General features: G+C 36.6%; 19 protein-coding genes. 7 read left to right on the forward strand and 12 right to left on the reverse strand.

The genetic code is table 11. The annotated features are described in order from the left end of the window. Positions 1-36: 36 nt before the first annotated feature. From sufB to ACZ5N5_RS18335, 10 genes are all read right to left on the reverse strand, one after another. On the reverse strand, positions 37-1434 hold the full coding sequence (gene sufB / locus ACZ5N5_RS18290; RefSeq protein ID WP_109983479.1) for a Fe-S cluster assembly protein SufB: 1398 nt from the start codon (positions 1432-1434) through the stop codon (positions 37-39). Positions 1435-1464: 30 nt separating this feature from the next. Beyond that, positions 1465-1908: a Fe-S cluster assembly sulfur transfer protein SufU gene (gene sufU, locus ACZ5N5_RS18295; RefSeq protein WP_109983480.1), complete on the reverse strand. Its 444-nt coding sequence runs from the start codon at positions 1906-1908 to the stop codon at positions 1465-1467. Continuing rightward, positions 1898-3118 carry a cysteine desulfurase gene (locus ACZ5N5_RS18300; protein WP_464372872.1) on the reverse strand — a complete coding sequence of 407 codons (1221 nt, stop codon included), beginning with the start codon at positions 3116-3118 and terminating at the stop codon, positions 1898-1900. The genes sufU and ACZ5N5_RS18300 overlap by 11 nt, the downstream gene beginning before the upstream one ends. Further along, positions 3118-4425: a Fe-S cluster assembly protein SufD gene (gene sufD / locus ACZ5N5_RS18305; protein WP_464372873.1), complete on the reverse strand. Its 1308-nt coding sequence runs from the start codon at positions 4423-4425 to the stop codon at positions 3118-3120. The genes ACZ5N5_RS18300 and sufD overlap by 1 nt, the downstream gene beginning before the upstream one ends. 17 nt (positions 4426-4442) lie before the next feature. Further along, positions 4443-5228, reverse strand: coding sequence for a Fe-S cluster assembly ATPase SufC (gene sufC / locus ACZ5N5_RS18310; protein WP_054859960.1), 786 nt, complete (start codon positions 5226-5228; stop codon positions 4443-4445). 309 nt (positions 5229-5537) lie between these two features. Beyond that, a complete protein-coding gene (locus ACZ5N5_RS18315) occupies positions 5538-5690 on the reverse strand; it encodes a hypothetical protein (RefSeq protein ID WP_277678613.1) in 153 nt (50 codons plus the stop codon). 205 nt (positions 5691-5895) lie between these two features. Further along, positions 5896-6210, reverse strand: a complete 315-nt coding sequence (locus ACZ5N5_RS18320; RefSeq protein WP_054859959.1) for a thioredoxin domain-containing protein — start codon at positions 6208-6210, stop codon at positions 5896-5898. 11 nt (positions 6211-6221) lie between these two features. Next, positions 6222-6575 carry a toprim domain-containing protein gene (locus ACZ5N5_RS18325; protein WP_277678614.1) on the reverse strand — a complete coding sequence of 118 codons (354 nt, stop codon included), beginning with the start codon at positions 6573-6575 and terminating at the stop codon, positions 6222-6224. Positions 6576-6769: 194 nt separating this feature from the next. Continuing rightward, positions 6770-7153, reverse strand: coding sequence for a glycine cleavage system protein GcvH (gene gcvH / locus ACZ5N5_RS18330; protein ID WP_054859958.1), 384 nt, complete (start codon positions 7151-7153; stop codon positions 6770-6772). A gap of 94 nt (positions 7154-7247) precedes the next feature. Continuing rightward, positions 7248-7604 carry an arsenate reductase family protein gene (locus ACZ5N5_RS18335; protein ID WP_464372874.1) on the reverse strand — a complete coding sequence of 119 codons (357 nt, stop codon included), beginning with the start codon at positions 7602-7604 and terminating at the stop codon, positions 7248-7250. A 141-nt stretch (positions 7605-7745) separates the two neighbouring features. On the opposite strand from ACZ5N5_RS18335, the gene ACZ5N5_RS18340 reads away from it, so the two are divergent. From ACZ5N5_RS18340 to ACZ5N5_RS18355, 4 genes are all read left to right on the forward strand, one after another. Then, positions 7746-8498: a metal ABC transporter ATP-binding protein gene (locus ACZ5N5_RS18340; RefSeq protein WP_109983485.1), complete on the forward strand. Its 753-nt coding sequence runs from the start codon at positions 7746-7748 to the stop codon at positions 8496-8498. Between the two features lie 15 nt (positions 8499-8513). Next, positions 8514-9386, forward strand: coding sequence for a metal ABC transporter permease (locus ACZ5N5_RS18345; protein ID WP_109983486.1), 873 nt, complete (start codon positions 8514-8516; stop codon positions 9384-9386). Further along, the gene (locus ACZ5N5_RS18350) at positions 9383-9790 is read left to right on the forward strand and encodes a Fur family transcriptional regulator (RefSeq protein ID WP_054859956.1); all 408 of its coding nucleotides are present in this window, start codon (positions 9383-9385) and stop codon (positions 9788-9790) included. Before ACZ5N5_RS18345 ends, ACZ5N5_RS18350 begins: the two co-directional genes overlap by 4 nt. Positions 9791-9992: 202 nt before the next feature. Further along, the gene (locus ACZ5N5_RS18355; protein ID WP_277678615.1) at positions 9993-11141 is read left to right on the forward strand and encodes a glycosyltransferase family 4 protein; all 1149 of its coding nucleotides are present in this window, start codon (positions 9993-9995) and stop codon (positions 11139-11141) included. 55 nt (positions 11142-11196) lie between these two features. Here ACZ5N5_RS18355 and ACZ5N5_RS18360 read toward each other — a convergent pair whose 3' ends face one another. Together ACZ5N5_RS18360 and ACZ5N5_RS18365 are read right to left on the reverse strand one after the other, a co-directional pair. Further along, on the reverse strand, positions 11197-12087 hold the full coding sequence (locus tag ACZ5N5_RS18360; RefSeq protein WP_277678616.1) for a M14 family metallopeptidase: 891 nt from the start codon (positions 12085-12087) through the stop codon (positions 11197-11199). Between the two features lie 61 nt (positions 12088-12148). Next, positions 12149-13297: an acyl-CoA dehydrogenase family protein gene (locus ACZ5N5_RS18365; protein ID WP_109983489.1), complete on the reverse strand. Its 1149-nt coding sequence runs from the start codon at positions 13295-13297 to the stop codon at positions 12149-12151. A gap of 168 nt (positions 13298-13465) precedes the next feature. Between ACZ5N5_RS18365 and ACZ5N5_RS18370 the strand changes: the two genes are divergently transcribed. Genes ACZ5N5_RS18370 through ACZ5N5_RS18380 form a run of 3 tightly spaced genes read left to right on the forward strand, consistent with a single transcriptional unit; the run spans position 13466 to position 17139 of the window. Then, positions 13466-14956 carry a spore germination protein gene (locus ACZ5N5_RS18370; RefSeq protein ID WP_464372875.1) on the forward strand — a complete coding sequence of 497 codons (1491 nt, stop codon included), beginning with the start codon at positions 13466-13468 and terminating at the stop codon, positions 14954-14956. 7 nt (positions 14957-14963) lie between these two features. Continuing rightward, complete coding sequence (locus ACZ5N5_RS18375) at positions 14964-16070, forward strand: GerAB/ArcD/ProY family transporter (protein WP_464372876.1); 1107 nt, start codon at positions 14964-14966, stop codon at positions 16068-16070. Then, on the forward strand, positions 16057-17139 hold the full coding sequence (locus tag ACZ5N5_RS18380) for a Ger(x)C family spore germination protein (RefSeq protein WP_277678620.1): 1083 nt from the start codon (positions 16057-16059) through the stop codon (positions 17137-17139). Before ACZ5N5_RS18375 ends, ACZ5N5_RS18380 begins: the two co-directional genes overlap by 14 nt. Positions 17140-17170: the final 31 nt, after the last annotated feature.

A 17170-nucleotide genomic window follows, 5' to 3' on the forward strand; every position in this document is an offset into this window, starting at 1 on the left:
CTGCCACACACTTTGTGTAGCAAGGGTCTTTTCATATTAACCGATTGAGCCTTCCATTTCAAACTTGATCAAACGGTTCATTTCTACTGCGTATTCCATTGGTAGTTCTTTTGTAAATGGCTCGATAAAGCCCATTACAATCATTTCCGTTGCTTCTTCCTCTGAAAGACCACGACTCATGAGATAGAATAATTGTTCCTCAGAAACCTTAGAAACTTTTGCTTCATGCTCAAGCGAAATGTTTTCATTTAGAATCTCATTATAAGGAATCGTATCAGATGTTGACTTATTATCCATAATTAATGTGTCACACTCAATATTAGAGCGCGCACCTTCCGCTTTACGACCAAAGTGAACCATACCTAAATAGGTTACTTTACCACCTTGTTTAGAAATTGATTTAGATACGATTGTGGAAGAAGTATTTGGTGCTAAGTGATGCATCTTGGCACCAGCATGCTGGTGTTGCCCTTTACCTGCTAATGCAATGGAAAGGGTATTACCACGCGCACCTTCTCCTTTCAAAATAATCGCAGGGTATTTCATCGTTAATTTGGAACCAATGTTACCATCAATCCATTCCATTGTGGCATTCGCATCACATGTTGCACGTTTTGTTACAAGGTTATACACATTGTTTGCCCAGTTTTGAATGGTTGTATAACGGCAATATGCATCCTTTTTAACAAAGATCTCTACAACTGCACTGTGAAGAGAGTTTGTTGTATAAGTTGGTGCTGTACAACCTTCTACATAGTGTACGGAAGCTCCTTCGTCCACAATGATAAGCGTACGTTCGAATTGACCCATATTTTCTGAGTTAATTCGAAAATATGCTTGGAGTGGTGTATCAGCTTTTACTCCTTTAGGTACATAGATAAAGGAACCACCAGACCATACGGCAGAGTTAAGGGCAGCGAATTTATTATCTGACGCTGGAATAACTTTACCGAAGTATTCTTTAAATAAATCTTCATTTTCTTTTAGAGCAGTATCCGTATCTTTAAAGACAATACCTAGCTCTTCTAGGTCTTCCTTTAAATTGTGATAAACCACTTCAGATTCATATTGTGCAGAAACACCTGCAAGATATTTTTGCTCTGCTTCTGGAATACCTAATTTATCAAAAGTTTGTTTGATTTCATCAGGTACTTCATCCCAAGAACGTTCAGAACGCTCGGATGGTTTTACGTAATACGTAATTTCATCAAAGTCAAGCTCTGAAAGATCACCACCCCATTGTGGCATCGGTTTTTTATAAAATTGTTCTAATGCTTTTAAGCGGAATTCTAGCATCCACTCAGGTTCTTCCTTCATTCGAGAAATCTCTTCCACGACTTTACGAGTTAAACCTTTTTCTGTACGGAAAATGGAAACATCTCTATCATGGAAACCATATTTATATTCGCCTATTTCAGGTGCTTTTTTCGCCATGTTAATACCTCCTATATTGGGATTTCTTGCTTAGTGCTCTTGGTCTGTTGCGACCGCTTTTTCCATCGCCTTCCACGACAAGGTTGCACATTTAATTCTTGCAGGAAATTTAGAAACACCTTGTAATGCTTCAATATCTCCTAAATCGAAATCCACTTCTTCTACATCTTCACCAAGCATCATATCAGAAAAGATCGAAGACATCTTTAAGGCATCTTCTACTTTTTTTCCTTTAATTGCTTGGGTCATCATTGATGCGGATGACATACTGATAGAACAACCCTCCCCCTCGAATTTAGCATCTTGAACAATGCCATCATCAATTTGAAGGTGTAACTCAATTCGATCCCCACAAGTAGGGTTATTCATATCAATTGTAACAGATCCATTGTCTAAACTTCCACGATTACGCGGATTTTTATAATGATCCATAATGACTTGTCGGTACAGTGTATCTAAGTTATTAAAAGACATCGCCGAAATACTCCTTCGCTCGTTGTATTCCTTCCACTAGGCGGTCAACATCATCCGTCGTATTATACAAGTAAAAGCTTGCCCTTGCAGTTGCGGTAACATCTAGCCATTTCATTAATGGCTGAGCACAGTGATGACCTGCACGTACCGCAATTCCTTCTGCATCTAGTACTGTAGCCGTATCATGCGGATGAACTCCCTCGATATTAAAGGTGATAAGTCCTCCTCGATTTACAGGTCCGTAAATCGTTATTCCTTCTACCTCTGATAATTTTGATTGTGCATATTGAACAATTTCTTGTTCTTGCTTTTCGATGTTATCTAAGCCTACCTCTTGAAGAAAATCAATGGCAGCACCTAAGCCAATTGCTCCAGCAATAATAGGGGTTCCTCCTTCAAACTTCCAAGGAAGCTCTTTCCATGTAGAATCATATAGATCAACAAAATCAATCATTTCTCCACCAAATTCTACAGGCTCCATTTTCTCGAGCAAAGCTTTTTTTCCATAGAGAACACCTACACCAGTTGGTCCACACATTTTATGTCCAGAGAAAGCATAAAAGTCACAATCTAGTTCCTGTACGTCCACCTTCATATGAGGAACACCCTGAGCACCATCTACGACAATTATCGCCCCATTTTGATGGGCAATCTCTGCTATTTCCTTCACAGGATTAATCGTTCCTAATACATTAGAAACATGGGCAATCGCCACGATTTTAGTGGCTTCTGTAATAGTGGAACGGACCGCATCTAAGGAAAGGGTGCCGTCCTCTTCCATCGGTATATACTTCAGTTTTGCACCAGTATACTTAGCCGCTTGTTGCCATGGAATAATATTACTGTGGTGCTCCATTTGTGTAAGAACAATTTCGTCACCTTCTTGTAGAAAATGACGAGCATAACCATAGCCGATCATATTAATAGATGTAGTAGTTCCTCTTGTAAAAATCACCTCTTCAGTAGAGGAGGCATGAATAAACTGCTTTACTTTATCTCTTGCACCCTCATACTGATCGGTTGCTCTCGTTCCTAATGTATGCACCCCACGATGCACATTGGAATTATTTTGTTTATAGTAATTATCTAAAGCTTCCATCACTGCCATTGGCTTTTGTGATGTAGCCGCTGAGTCTAAATACACTAAAGGGTGTCCATTAACTTCCTGGTTTAAAATGGGAAATTGCTCACGAATGGTACGTACATCCATTAGTATACTTTCCTTTCAATAACCTCAGTTAATTGTTCACGGACTGCCTGGATTGGTATTTCCTTTACCACTGGTGCCAAGAAACCATGAATAATTAATCTTTCTGCTTCTTGTTGAGAAATACCACGGCTCATTAAATAGTAAAGTTGAACAGGATCAACACGTCCTACAGATGCTGCGTGACCTGCTGTTACATCATCTTCATCAATGAGTAATATTGGGTTGGCATCACCACGTGCATCCTTGCTTAGCATAAGGACACGTGACTCTTGTTCTGCATTGGATTTTGATGCACCATGCTCGATTTTACCAATACCATTAAAAATAGAGGAAGCACTGTCCTTCATTACCCCATGCTGAAGAATTAAACCTTCCGATTGCTTACCATAGTTCACAATTTTCGCCGTATAATTTTGTGTTTGGTCTCCACGACCAACGGCAACGGTTTTCGCATAAGAATAAGAATTGTCACCAATCAAATGAGTAATATTTTCGGAAACCGTATTTCCGTCATTCATTTGACCTAAATTCCATTCGATTTTAGCATCTCGGTATGCGACACCACGACGGTTCACATACACCGTTGTACCACTAGAGAAATTGTCAACAGAGCCAAAATTAATGCTTGCATTATCATGTGCAATTACTTCAGCAACGATATTGGCTACCGCATTTTCTGATTTGTTTTGAGAAATATAATTTTCTACATATGTTAAAGAACTATTCGCTTCTGCTACCACGATGACATGATTAAAGGTCGCCGCTTCTGGATCTTCCTGCCAGAAAATTGCTTGAAGTGGTTCCTCTACCTGTACATTTTTTGGTACATAGACAAAGACACCACCGTTCATCAATGCTGTATGCAAAGCGGTTAGACGATGCTCATCTATTTGAACTGCATCCTTCATAAAGTATCTTTGAACTAATTCACTGTGTTCTTTCAATGCTGTTTGAATATCGGTTAAAATGACACCTTGTTCTGCTAATTTAGGCGCAATCGATTTATAGGCAATTGTTTGATTACGTTGAATAACCAGGTTTTCGTTTTGATTTTCCATATCAAGGAAAACTTGAATATCTTCTGGCAATTCATTTAATGACGAAATGGTAGTACCATCTACATCATGTTGATAATCATCAAAGTTCCAACGAACAATACGTGTTTTATCTGGTTTTGGCATTTCTAATCCTGCTGCCAAATCTAATGCTTGTATTCGTAAGTCTTGCATCCATTTCGGTTCATTTCGTTTTTCGGAAAAGGACCGAACATATTCCTGATCATATGGTAATTTTGTTTCCACAGTCATACGATACCTCCTAATCCTTATGCGTTTTGTCCTACTGTTTCATCTTCGATTCCAAGTTCTTTTTTAATCCATTCATATCCTTCTGCTTCAAGTCTTTGTGCTAATTCTGGTCCACCTGATTTCACGACACGTCCTTGCATCATAATATGAACATGATCAGGTGTAATGTAATCTAGCAAACGTTGATAGTGTGTAATAATTAAGCAACCGAAATCGTCACTACGCATTTTGTTAATACCTTTTGCTACAACTTTCAGTGCATCGATATCAAGACCAGAATCAATTTCATCAAGGATTGCAATAGCTGGTTGGATCATCATTAATTGAAGAATTTCATTTCTTTTCTTCTCTCCACCAGAGAAACCTTCATTTAGGTAACGCTGTGCCATGTTCTTATCCATTTCTAGATAATCCATAGCAGAATCCATTTCTTTGATGAATTTCATTAAAGAAATTTCATCTCCTTCTTCACGGTGTGCATTAACAGAAGAACGTAAGAAATCAGATGTGGTCACACCACTAATTTCACTTGGATATTGCATTGCTAAGAATAAACCTGCTTGTGCACGCTCATCTACTTCCATTTCTAATACATCTTCACCATCTAATAGGATTTGTCCTTTTGTTACCTCATATTTAGGATGTCCCATTATTGCTGATGCTAAGGTAGATTTACCCGTTCCATTTGGACCCATTACCGCATGGAACTCCCCACCATTAATCGTTAAATTAACACCTTTTAATATTTCCTGACCTTCAATTTCAACATGAAGATCTTTAATTTCTAAAGTAGATCTAGCCATAAATAACAACCTCCAAAACATATTTATCTTGATATTAAGTGAAATTTACATCCATTCTCACTTTATTCTCATTATAATCTTATACTATTTCGAATCTATAATCAACCATTAAAACATCGCTTTGGTTCATATTATATCACAATTACTCATAGATGATCGAACATTCCAAGACAACAATCTTCTCAGAAAACTCTAAATACTGATTATAGTGTTGTAACTGTAACCGTAGAATACTAGTTTTCTTCGTAACAAGCAAAAAAACAACAGCCTAAAATCAGCTGTTGTTCTATTTATTTCTATTATAATGATTTATCTATGGACTTGACGTTCTACATCTTGGACTACTCTTTGGCTTTCCATGTAACTTTTCTCTCTAGCTCTTTCTACGTTCATTCGCTTAGAAAGTTGTCTACTGTATTGCGCATAGCCAACTCCATGGTTTTGTAGCATAGCTTTTTCCATCTCTGTCGTGTAGTTAAGATGTAACTGTTGGTCATTAATAATAAATCAATCCTTTCTTTTGATTACAGATAATATTTTACCATCAACCTCTTTATCATCCAACTTGACTGACGGCGATTCTGAAGTACTGTGTAACCATTAAAGAAGGATATCATTAGATGATTACGGTATTTATCCATTTTTTCTTAAATACTCGTATTTTTTACTAAATACTCCATTTTTGCTTCCAATCTTCTAGCACCCCAAACAATTTCGTAACAGACTCAAACGCATATAATCGTGATTCCACCACATCTTCTTTTACTAATAATAGGGATGGAACACTCTCTATTTTATTTTTTTGCATAAACTCTGGAAAAAAAGAGGCATTCATGCGATGTATCGTCAGATCGATGTCTGCCTCTTCTAATACATGTAACATTTTTTCTGCTAATTGACAGGTTGCACAAAAAGGAGTATGAACAAAAACAATTGCTGGTTTGTGAAATGGGCGCCAGTTGTCTTTTGTTATTTCTTTCATATTAATCCCCTTTATAGCAAATAGTTCGGATTTATCATGATGTGTGAAGAAATCAATGCTGCCGCGAGCTCAGGTTCCGGGGTTGCCGCAACCTCCCTAAAAGCTTTATCAACATAGATATGCACAGCATGCGGTAGTTCTCTCGATAATTGTTTCCTTAACTTTTTTCCAGCATTATCCTCGTCTACTAGAATATAAACATCGCGATGATCCATATGATAAGCTTCAATCAAATTTTCTAGCCGTTCTAATCCAATGGTTCCATTTGTACAAACAATTTCCACTTGATCATCAATAACTTTTTCAATTTTTTCTTTATCTGTTCGACCTTCCACGATAATTAGTTTTGTATCTATATTTAGCATTGGCTCACCTACTTCATCAGACTACAAACACCGGAGACAAATTAGTATCTGTCTCTAAGACATCCCTAATTAGAAGTCTTACTTTATTGTATGGATAATTGGATAAAAGTTATGAGTATTAACATGAAAACGGAACAGATTCTTATACAAATTAAGCATTCGCCTATTATGCGAATGCCAACTTGTCGTAATGATTACTCTTCATTAATCATATTCTCATAGTCATCTGCAGACATTAAATCATCAAATTCTGCCTCATCACTAGGTTCCACTACGATCATCCATGCCTTTTCATATGGTGATTCGTTTACTAATTCTGGGCTATCCTCTAAATCTTCATTCACCTCAACGACCTTACCGCTAACCGGTGCATATAGCTCAGAGACCGTCTTCACAGATTCTGCACTGCCAAATGGCTCGTCTGCTTCTACTTCATCTCCAACCTCAGGTAATTCGATAAATACAATATCACCAAGTTCTGATTGGGCATGATCTGTAATACCAATTCTTACTTTTCCATCTTCTTTTTTTACCCACTCATGTTCTTCTGAATACAATAATGATTCTGGTAAATTCATCTAAAACCCTCCATAAACTAAGACTGGTGGGGTTTCGCACGCCCCCACTATTAATTAGCTTTTTGTAAATGCTCTCCTCTATTTAATATAATCGTTATTTCCAAGTTTGGTCAAATATTTCCTCTTTAAATCCTAACGTTACTTCTTCGTCACCCACAACTAATGGTCGCTTAATTAACATACCATCTGAAGCTAAATATTGAATTAATTCTTCCTCACTAGCTTCGTTAATTTTATCCTTTAGACCTAGTTCACGATATTTTTTCCCACTAGTATTGAAGAATTTCTTTATCGGAAGATCACTTTTTTGAACAATTGCTCTTAATTCTTCTTCAGATGGTGGATTTTCGACAATATGTATTGGTTCATAATCCACACCATTTTCATCTAGCCATTTTTTTGCATTTCTACAAGTACCGCACTTTGGATACCAAAAAAATTTAATACTCATCGATTTTCCTCCATCCTTTGCTAGTCTAACTTGCTATGCTTATTTTAGCTGATATGAATTAATGGAAGCAAGTAATTCATATTTACAAAACGGAATGATTACGATAAAATGTTTCTATATATTTCTTTAAGGAGTTTTTCTATGAATGAAGACATTGTAAACATGCATAGTGTCGATTTTTATTATGGTAGCAGACAAGCATTATCGAATATAGATTTTTCCATTAAATCCGGTGAGTTTATTGGTTTAGTTGGTCCAAATGGTGGTGGTAAAACTACCTTAATAAAGCTATTACTTGGTCTTGAAAAACCAACTAATGGTTCTATTTCTTTATTCGGGCAATCCATCGAAAGATTTAAACAAAAAAACAAAATTGGTTATGTATCACAAAAATCCAATACCTTTAATCGTGGGTTCCCCGCAACCGTAGAGGAGGTAGTAGCCATGGGCTTAACCTCAAAAAAAGGATACTTTAGGAGATTTACTAAACAAGATAAGCAGAAGATTAAACAAGCCATTGCTCTTGTTGGAATGGAGGCGTATAGTCATGATAATATTGGAGATCTCTCAGGAGGACAGCAGCAACGAATTTTTATCGCTCGCGCCTTAGTAAGTGACCCTGAATTACTTATCCTTGATGAGCCAACAGTTGGAGTAGATGCGGAGAACGTTGAAAAATTCTTTAATTTACTTCATGAGCTAAACAAGAAAAACATTACATTATTACTTGTTACTCATGACATCGGCACAATGACTCATCATGCATCACAGGTTGTATGTCTAAATAAAACGTTGCATTTTCATGGTGATCCTAAAGTATTCCAAGAAATGACGGATCAAGAGGTTTCTCAATTCTATGGACATCAACTGAATCTCGTGTCACATCAGCACTAAATCGGAGGAACATTCATGTTAGCAAATTTATTAGAATTCGAATTTTTAAGAAATACATTTTTAACTGGTATCATCATTGGTATTATTGCACCATTACTAGGTGCTTTTATTGTGGTAAGAAGACTTTCCTTAATCGCTGATGCATTATCACATGTCACTCTAGCGGGTATTGCATTTGGATTATTAATGGAAAAAAAGACTGGAATTCTATGGATTACTCCTTTTTATTCTGGACTAGGCTTCTCCGTTATCGGTGCTATATTAATTGAACGTTTGAGACGTGTTTATACAGCCTTTCAGGAATTGGCAATCCCGATTATATTATCTGGGGGCGTTGGTTTAAGTGTTATTTTTATTTCCATTGCCAACGGATTTAACACGGATTTATATAACTACTTGTTTGGATCTGTCTCAGCGGTAAGTAGAAACGATTTATTTAGTATTATCGTAATAGCTATCATTGTTTGTGCCGTCATTTTTTTGTTTTATAAGGAATTATTTCTTCTTTCTTTTGATGAAGAACACGCAGAAGTAACTGGGATTCATGCAAAAAGAATTCATTTTATTTTCATTCTACTGACAGCACTTGTCATTGCAGCTTCGATTCGAATTGTTGGAGTGTTACTCGTTTCTGCCCTAATGACCTTGCCTGTAGCCGCAAGCATAAGAATAGCAAAAGGGTTTAAACAAACGATTATTTATGCGATAATATTTGGAGAGGTAGCAGTAATTTTAGGACTTATCAGTGGATATTACCTCGAAATTCCACCAGGGGGAACGATTGTGGTTCTTCTAATTTTCTTATTAATAGCTACTATTATCGGTAAAAAAATAACTCAAAGCTTGCTTAATAGAAAGCATCAAAGCCATGGTGAGGTGTTGAAATGAATAAACAAGAAGCTTTAGGTTTGTTAAAGGAAAAAGGATATAAATATACAGAAAAAAGAGAGCATATGATTGATTTCTTCGTTGTGGAGAATCGTTATAGAACAGCACGAGATCTTCTTGAAAATATGGAACCTAACTACGAGGGGATCAGTTTTGATACCATCTATCGGAATTTACACTTATTTGATCAGCTTGGTATCTTAGAGTCGACAGAACTGAATGGAGAAAAACATTTTCGACTGAAGTGTGATCACCATCATCATCATCATTTTATTTGTAAAAACTGTGGAGTAACGAAAGAAATTCATCATTGCCCTATGGAACTAATTGATGAAGAATTAAAGCAATATATGATAGATGATCACAAATTCGAAATTTATGGTTTTTGCCCTTCCTGCCAGTAAGAGGTAAAATTGATTTTTAAACCGTGTAAATCCACCAAGAGATTTATACGGTTTTTTTCATCATAAAAAAATCCTTCATTCCCCTCCTCTACTTGCCCACACCTTTTATGTTTTACATTTATTTTACAATAATAAGTTGTTCTTTACATTTATTCGACATATGTTTGAATGGAAGGACTCAATATACGAGGGGTGTGACAAAATGAAAATCGCCATCTTCACAGACACGTTTCTCCCTGATGTAAATGGTGTAGCGAAAACACTAGGTAGATTAACCCGTTATTTGGATAAGACGAATCATTCTTATATTGTTATTTCACCAAAAAGGAGTCGAAAGGAGCAAGGAACGAAACAAATCTATTTGCAATCAAGCTTTCCTTTCCCACTTTATCCAGACTGTCGTATTTCAGTCCCTAACAAAAATGAAATCAAGGAGCTTTTACATTCCTTTAATCCTGATATTATCCACGTTGCAACGGCTTTTTCAATTGGTTTATGCGGAATTCGCTATGCCAAAAAATTCGATATTCCTTTAGTAGGCTCCTATCATACTGACTTTGATCACTATCTTCAATATTATCATCTTCCTCTATTATCCAAACCATTATGGCGTTATATGGAATGGTTCCACCAATCTATGGCCCGCATTTTTGTTCCATCAACCTATACGTTCGAACAATTAAATAAACGAAATTTCTCCAACATTCAAGTATGGGAGCGTGGTGTCGATTCTTCGATATTTCATCCAAACTATTCGAAGGATCAAATCAGACAAAAATATAATATATCGAAAAAATATATACTCAGCTATGTAGGGCGACTTGCACCAGAAAAAAATATGGAGACTTTATGCTATCTTATTAATCATATGTCAGCAGAAATCAATGACCAAATCCATTGGATGATTGTGGGAGATGGTCCAGCCAAAGCAAGCCTTGAGAGTCAAATCGAAAATAATAATGTAACATTCACTGGTTTTCTACCACAAAAAAGAGTAGCGGAAATAGTTGCTTCTAGCGAATGTTTTGTATTTCCTTCTGAAAGTGAGACCTTCGGAAATGTAGTACTTGAAGCACTTGCATGTGGTACAGCAGTTGTAGGAGCTAATGCAGGTGGTGTGAAAACGATTATTAAGGAAAGCTTTACAGGGATTCTTTGTGACAAGGGTGATTATTCTATGTACCTTACTGCTATCGCAAGCATCTTAGGTAACGATAGCTGGCGAAAACAATTAGAGGAAAATGCCGTTCGCTATGCACACAAGCAAAAATGGGAGGATCGCTTTGAAGAGCTATTGGCAGCATATCAAGCCGTTATTTCTCACAAGCAAACGATCACATTAGAAGCATAAAAGGTAAGCATCATCAGCAAGTGGCTTAAGATTGACGCATGGATAAGAAGCATGTTTAGGTACCTAAACATGCTTCAGCTAAAAAGATACCAACCTCTTTATTTTGTTCCCAAATTTGATCAAAATAGGTAATTGGAACTGGCCTAGGTCCAATATATGGGGCGATTTCAATCGTGAAGCTTGGTCTTTCCATTTGCATCAAAAACCAATCAGTAAACCCCCCACCACTTGGTTCACCGTCTGGTTCAACAAGCTGATAACCTGTCAGCTCTGCCAAATCGTTAGCTAATCCTTTTGCCTGATTTAGAAGTTCGCCAGTAATTTTATATTTCCAAAAAATTTCTTCTCCGGAAGAATGATAACAAGCAGCATTACAAAAGTCTTTCTCAAGGACAAATTGATACAATGCTTTTACTTCTGGTTCACTTAAAGGTTGTGCCCCTTTATACATTGCAGGTGCTGGTTTCTTCATTTGATCATCAATTGATTCCCAATCAACTGGATATTGTCTGTTTAGATCAACTCCACGGATATTTGCCTTCCATGCACGAAAATCGTCTGATTCATTGTTTAATGTGCGGAGAAAAGGAAGATTACTTCCTGTTTGTACAAGAGTAACCCCATCTGGGTTGACCATCGGGATAAACCAAATTGAAACATCCTGTAGCAATTTACGGAAATCTGCTTTTAATTGCACTAACTCACAATAATATTCGATCATATTCATCAAAAGTGCTGTCGTTAGCCATTCCCTTGCATGATGTGCACCATTTAATAGGACATTTTTCGAACCTGTACCAAGTTTTATGGCAAACAACTCTCTCTTTTCCACCGAATAACCGATTATTTCCTTTGCTAAGTAAGGATATTTGATACAAAGACAGTCGATGTCCACCTTCATCTGTTCAAAGGTATATATTTTCCTCGGATCAACAATTGCTCCCATTTAGCATCATCCTTAAGCTATTCTTCTATAGCTTATGTATCAAATATAGTCTGGTGTCTATTTACGAAGAAAAAGCGTTCTTTGCTAACATCTGTAATACCATATCATCCATTGGAGGGTTGTGTAGACCTGCACGAACATCACGATAATACTGTTCGAATGGCATTGTTTTCGATAGCCCTCTTCCACCAACGATGCGCATGGCAAGATCGACTACTTCATTTGCAGCATTGGTTGCAACTACTTTTACTGCTGCTAACTCACCCGCGAGGCTTTTTCTTGACTCTGGATGTTGATCCCATTTTTCTGCCACACTATACATAAAATATCGTGCTTGCATTAATTTTAACTCTATCTCTCCCATTTTCTGTTTCACATGCTCTACTTCAGATATCGGATGCTTTAAACTGTTAGGTTGAAAGTTTTTAGCAAATTCGATGACATCGTTCCTTGCAGCCATTGCAATACCTAAATAGCATGCAGGAATATGTAATAGCCATCCTTTTGGCTTTGGCTTTTTCGGTTTATCATTAATTTCTACTAAATACTTACTTGGCACTTGACAGTTTTCTAAAACCAAATCATCACTACCCGTACCTCTCATACCGAGAGTATCCCATGTTTTCTCGACATGAAGACCATTAGTCTCTTTCGGTATGAGAATCGAGCCAATCGCTTTCTTTTCTTCAATATATGCCGTAACGATAAAATAGTCCAACACCTCTGCCATGCTGGTAAAGGACTTTCTACCATTGATAACATACTGATCACCCTTCTTTACCGCCTTCGTCTCAGGAATTCCCCCTCTCGTTGGACTACCAGTTGCCGGTTCCGTTGCTGCACGATTTACAAGCATTTGTTTTTCGCCCACCTCTTTGGCAAGAAAGTCATACATTGCTTCTTCCCAGATATGCTCCTCACTTAATTCCTTGACAACTCCTAAGTGCCATCCTACAGAAAGCGCAGTAGACGCGTCTCCTTCCGCTAGCTTTTCTTGCAATAGTAAGAATTCATATAAGGATAATGCTTCTCCTCCATATTTTTTCGGAAGAGTTAATGATAGATAGTGTGCTTTTCTTAGATCCTCTATCGTTTCGATAGGCAATGAAGCCGCTTGATCAGCTATTTTCCGTCTTTCACGAATTTTGATAGATAATTCTGTTGCCATCCTATACAATCTTTTTTCATGTTCTGTTTGGACAAAATTCATCTTCGATTACCTCCTCATGTCTTTATTGTGATCATAACGAACCAAATGAAAAAAAGCCAATAAATTGTAAACAAATCCTTCATGTATAGGATTATGATTTTGATCTAGACTAAAAAACAATCGTCCATTTTAAAAATGGAGCTAACAGCATAGAGAGGGAATTATTTTATGTTACGTAGATTATGGAAAAAAACAAATCACTCTCCTTCTATTGAGAGCTTTCAAGACCTTATCACTTTCATGAGAGAAAGCGATGATTTCAAGCAATTACGTTTTGGCAATAATTCGGCTATTACTGTCTATTATTATCAATCCCTAATCAATACAGAAAAAATTAAAACGAATCTCTTACCATATTTCCAGGATCTATCTATCCATAATGTTCAAGAAATTAAAAACATACTACCTTTTGATGAAACAGAAGTGACCTCTGATTTAGGGGCAATCGAAGAAAAAATACTATCAGGATTTATTGCGATCACTTTAAAAGACGATGACCAACAAGTACTACTAATGCCTGCTAAGTTTGAAACTGACCGAAATGTGGATATGCCTGAAATAGAATTTAGTGTTATTGGACCTAAGATTGCATTTATAGAAGATCTGCATACGAATGTGAACTTAATTAGAAAACGAATCAAATTACCACATTTGCAAATGAAACTATTAAAGGTAGGTAAAGTCACAAAAACGTCTGTAGCGATCATGTATATTGATGGCATAGCCAATCAAGAAAATATCGATACCATTATTCAGAGAATTAAAGATATTGAATATGATCAGATCATCGACAGTTCTTTCATTGGACAAATGATTGCAGATAATTCTACCTCACCATTTCCACAATTAATGGATACCGAAAGACCAGATCGAGTTACTAGTGCAATTATTGAGGGGAAAATTGCGATTATTTGTGATGGTTCCCCCCATGTGTTAACAGGACCAACAACATTGGTCGAGTTCTTTGCATCCTATGAGGACTATTTTCTTACATGGCCACTTGCAACAGCGTTTCGTATCATTCGAATTTTTGCGGTGATGTTTTCTGTTTTAGTAACACCATTGTATATTGCTGTCTTAACTTATCATTATCACGTTGTACCGATTGATTTACTTGGTACAATCATTTCCTCTCGAAAGGATATTCCATTTCCACCAATTTTGGAAGTGCTTATTCTTGAATTAACGATTGAACTTTTACGTGAGGCTGGAGCGAGACTTCCTACGAAAATTGGCCAAACCATTGGTATCGTTGGGGGTATTGTTATTGGAACGGCAGCTGTTGAGGCTGGTATTACGAGTAATGTCTTATTGATCTTAGTTGCATTAGCAGCACTGGCTTCTTTTACAACACCTATCTATCGCATCGGTAACACAATTCGCCTACTTCGTTTCCCCTTCATTATTCTTGCACAGATGTGGGGAATTATCGGATTGGCGTTAGCGATTATGTTTCTTGTTACACATCTATTAAGGCTTACTTCCCTAGGAAGGCCATTTACAGAGCCATTCTATCCACCTAGATGGCCTGATCTAAAGGATGCCTTTGTACGATTACCCTTCAGTGTACAGGGGAAGCGACCTATTTTTACTTCTTCAATTGATAAAAATCGGATTCAATTAAAAAGAACTTTGGCAAAGGAAGGGAAAAGAAAGTAGGGAACTTATGAGCAGTCAAAAACGAAAGATAGATATTTCTCAAATGGTTTCCCCATTTCTAGTTCTTTACATTCTGCACGGAACTCAGATGGGAGAAGGGGTATTAACTTTTACGCGAAGAATTGCAAAGGTTGCAGGATATGATGCCTGGATAGGGATTCTACTAACATGGCTTCTTACAACCATCATTATTGTTATTGTATGGAAAATAGTGCCGGATGGCCAGGATTTAATCGATATTCATCACTCAATATTCGGCAAACGATTTGGTAATTTACTCTCCCTTCTTTTTGGTGTTCATTTACTCTCTCTCTCTTTTTATGTAATGAGATCCTATATAGAGGTGATCCAAGTCTGGTATTTTCAAGATCTTTCAATTGGTTGGTTTTCTTTATTTCTATATATACTCATTTTATATCTTGTATTAGGAGGATTTCGAACGGTTGTAGGCTTTATTTTTTTTAGCTTTTGGATTCCACTTGTCTTGTCCTTCTCGATTTTGATTGCTTTTCAACATGGACATATGGAAAATTTATTACCAATTATGAATACTAGCTATTGGAATATCGTAAAATCTGTGGAACCAATGGCTACTGGTTATTTAGGAATCGAGTTGATTCTAATGTTTGCACCATTTATTCATAAATTTCACAAAGGGTTAAAATGGGCAGTAAGTGCTAATGGGTTAACCACCCTTATCTACTTACTTGTAGCACTTTCTAATTTCGTTTATTTTAATCAAGAACAAATTCAATTATTAGCATGGCCATCTCTACACGTATGGAAGATTATTAGCTTTCCTCTCATTGAGCGATTTGAATATGTTGGAATTAGTCTTCATTTTATCGTAATCATCGCGACAAGCTGTATTTACTTCTGGGGAAGCGTACAATGCTATTATCGCATCAGTAAAGTTTCGTTTCGAGGCATCTCCATATTTCTCGCAATAATAGGATTCATCTCTATGTTCTTAGTTAAAGATTATTTAATGATTGAACAACTTTCAAACATACTATCTAAAATTGGTTTTTGTTTGTTGTTCATCTACATCCCTTTTCTCTATATTTTGAAGTTAATCAAATCAGGAGTGACAAAATCCCATGAGACTATTTAAAAAAAGTTCTATAATTTTTTGTTCACTTCTATTATTGACAGCTTGTGTAAAAACAAAGGTTATCGATGATGTGGAAATTATTATGCTATATGGGTTTGATTGGGAGGCATCGACCGAGGAATACATCGGCACAGGAGTATCTCCATTATATGGATATAGTGAACAAGCAGATACGAGAGAAAACGCTGCATACACAAGTCAATCTAGCTCTATACAAGGAATTACCTCACAAATTCAACATAAGGCACCTTTTCAAGTGGAAACAGGTAAGCTAACCTCCGTTCTTTTTGGAGAGGAGGTAGCGCAAATAGGAATTTCGGACATTTTACAGGGGATTAACGAAATGCCTGACATTGGGAGAATGCTTCATCCTCTAATCGTTGAAGGAAGGGCAGAGAACCTCTTATCGGAACAATATCAATTAGAGCAAACACTTCCTCGTTATATCAAAAGCTTGATTGACAGCAATATTAAAAGGAATTTACCAAAAATGACTTTACATGATCTCAATTATCGTTATTACGGTGAGGGAATGGATCCATTTATGCCGATAATAGCAGATAGAGAAACCATTGTAGATATCGTCGGATTAGGATTTTTTAATCATGACAAATTAGTATACAAGACTGGAACCGATTCATTTTTTGCTTTTAAAGCTTTATATGAGGATAGTAATGATGCGACTTATCAATTCGAATGGAAGAAAAAAAATAAATCACTTTCCGTCATTTCGATTCAATCCAACCAAAAGAAGAAATGGGTTTCGAAAAATAAGCTTGAGATTACCGTAAAAATTGAAGGATATATTGCAGAAGCAGAATCGTTGGGACTGGACAAGCCTCAAAACAAAAGAAAACTAGAAAAACAAATAGGAGAGAAATTAGAGGAAGAGTGCTCTGAGTTAATTAAAAAATTTCAAGAGCTTGATATCGACCCATTGATGATCGGAGCCTCTGCCAAAAGTACTTTTAGAGATTGGAACAAAAAAGAATGGGAAGAAACCTACCCAACTATAGACATTCAGCCTAAGATATATTTTCATATCAAACAAACCAATCTTACCAAATAGTATCGATAAACATATTAATACTCGCATTCAT

The organism is Gracilibacillus sp. JCM 18966 (assembly GCF_055392695.1).

Bases quoted from the DNA above. Each gene is read 5' to 3' on its own strand.
- sufB (WP_109983479.1), bottom strand. From the start codon at position 1,434: ATGGCGAAAAAAGCACCTGAAATAGGCGAATATAAATATGGTTTCCAT.
- sufU (WP_109983480.1), bottom strand. From the start codon at position 1,908: ATGTCTTTTAATAACTTAGATACACTGTACCGACAAGTCATTATGGAT.
- ACZ5N5_RS18300 (WP_464372872.1), bottom strand. From the start codon at position 3,118: ATGGATGTACGTACCATTCGTGAGCAATTTCCCATTTTAAACCAGGAA.
- sufD (WP_464372873.1), bottom strand. From the start codon at position 4,425: ATGACTGTGGAAACAAAATTACCATATGATCAGGAATATGTTCGGTCC.
- sufC (WP_054859960.1), bottom strand. From the start codon at position 5,228: ATGGCTAGATCTACTTTAGAAATTAAAGATCTTCATGTTGAAATTGAA.
- ACZ5N5_RS18315 (WP_277678613.1), bottom strand. From the start codon at position 5,690: ATGGAAAAAGCTATGCTACAAAACCATGGAGTTGGCTATGCGCAATAC.
- ACZ5N5_RS18320 (WP_054859959.1), bottom strand. From the start codon at position 6,210: ATGAAAGAAATAACAAAAGACAACTGGCGCCCATTTCACAAACCAGCA.
- ACZ5N5_RS18325 (WP_277678614.1), bottom strand. From the start codon at position 6,575: ATGCTAAATATAGATACAAAACTAATTATCGTGGAAGGTCGAACAGAT.
- gcvH (WP_054859958.1), bottom strand. From the start codon at position 7,153: ATGAATTTACCAGAATCATTATTGTATTCAGAAGAACATGAGTGGGTA.
- ACZ5N5_RS18335 (WP_464372874.1), bottom strand. From the start codon at position 7,604: ATGAGTATTAAATTTTTTTGGTATCCAAAGTGCGGTACTTGTAGAAAT.
- ACZ5N5_RS18340 (WP_109983485.1), top strand. From the start codon at position 7,746: ATGAATGAAGACATTGTAAACATGCATAGTGTCGATTTTTATTATGGT.
- ACZ5N5_RS18345 (WP_109983486.1), top strand. From the start codon at position 8,514: ATGTTAGCAAATTTATTAGAATTCGAATTTTTAAGAAATACATTTTTA.
- ACZ5N5_RS18350 (WP_054859956.1), top strand. From the start codon at position 9,383: ATGAATAAACAAGAAGCTTTAGGTTTGTTAAAGGAAAAAGGATATAAA.
- ACZ5N5_RS18355 (WP_277678615.1), top strand. From the start codon at position 9,993: ATGAAAATCGCCATCTTCACAGACACGTTTCTCCCTGATGTAAATGGT.
- ACZ5N5_RS18360 (WP_277678616.1), bottom strand. From the start codon at position 12,087: ATGGGAGCAATTGTTGATCCGAGGAAAATATATACCTTTGAACAGATG.
- ACZ5N5_RS18365 (WP_109983489.1), bottom strand. From the start codon at position 13,297: ATGAATTTTGTCCAAACAGAACATGAAAAAAGATTGTATAGGATGGCA.
- ACZ5N5_RS18370 (WP_464372875.1), top strand. From the start codon at position 13,466: ATGTTACGTAGATTATGGAAAAAAACAAATCACTCTCCTTCTATTGAG.
- ACZ5N5_RS18375 (WP_464372876.1), top strand. From the start codon at position 14,964: ATGAGCAGTCAAAAACGAAAGATAGATATTTCTCAAATGGTTTCCCCA.
- ACZ5N5_RS18380 (WP_277678620.1), top strand. From the start codon at position 16,057: ATGAGACTATTTAAAAAAAGTTCTATAATTTTTTGTTCACTTCTATTA.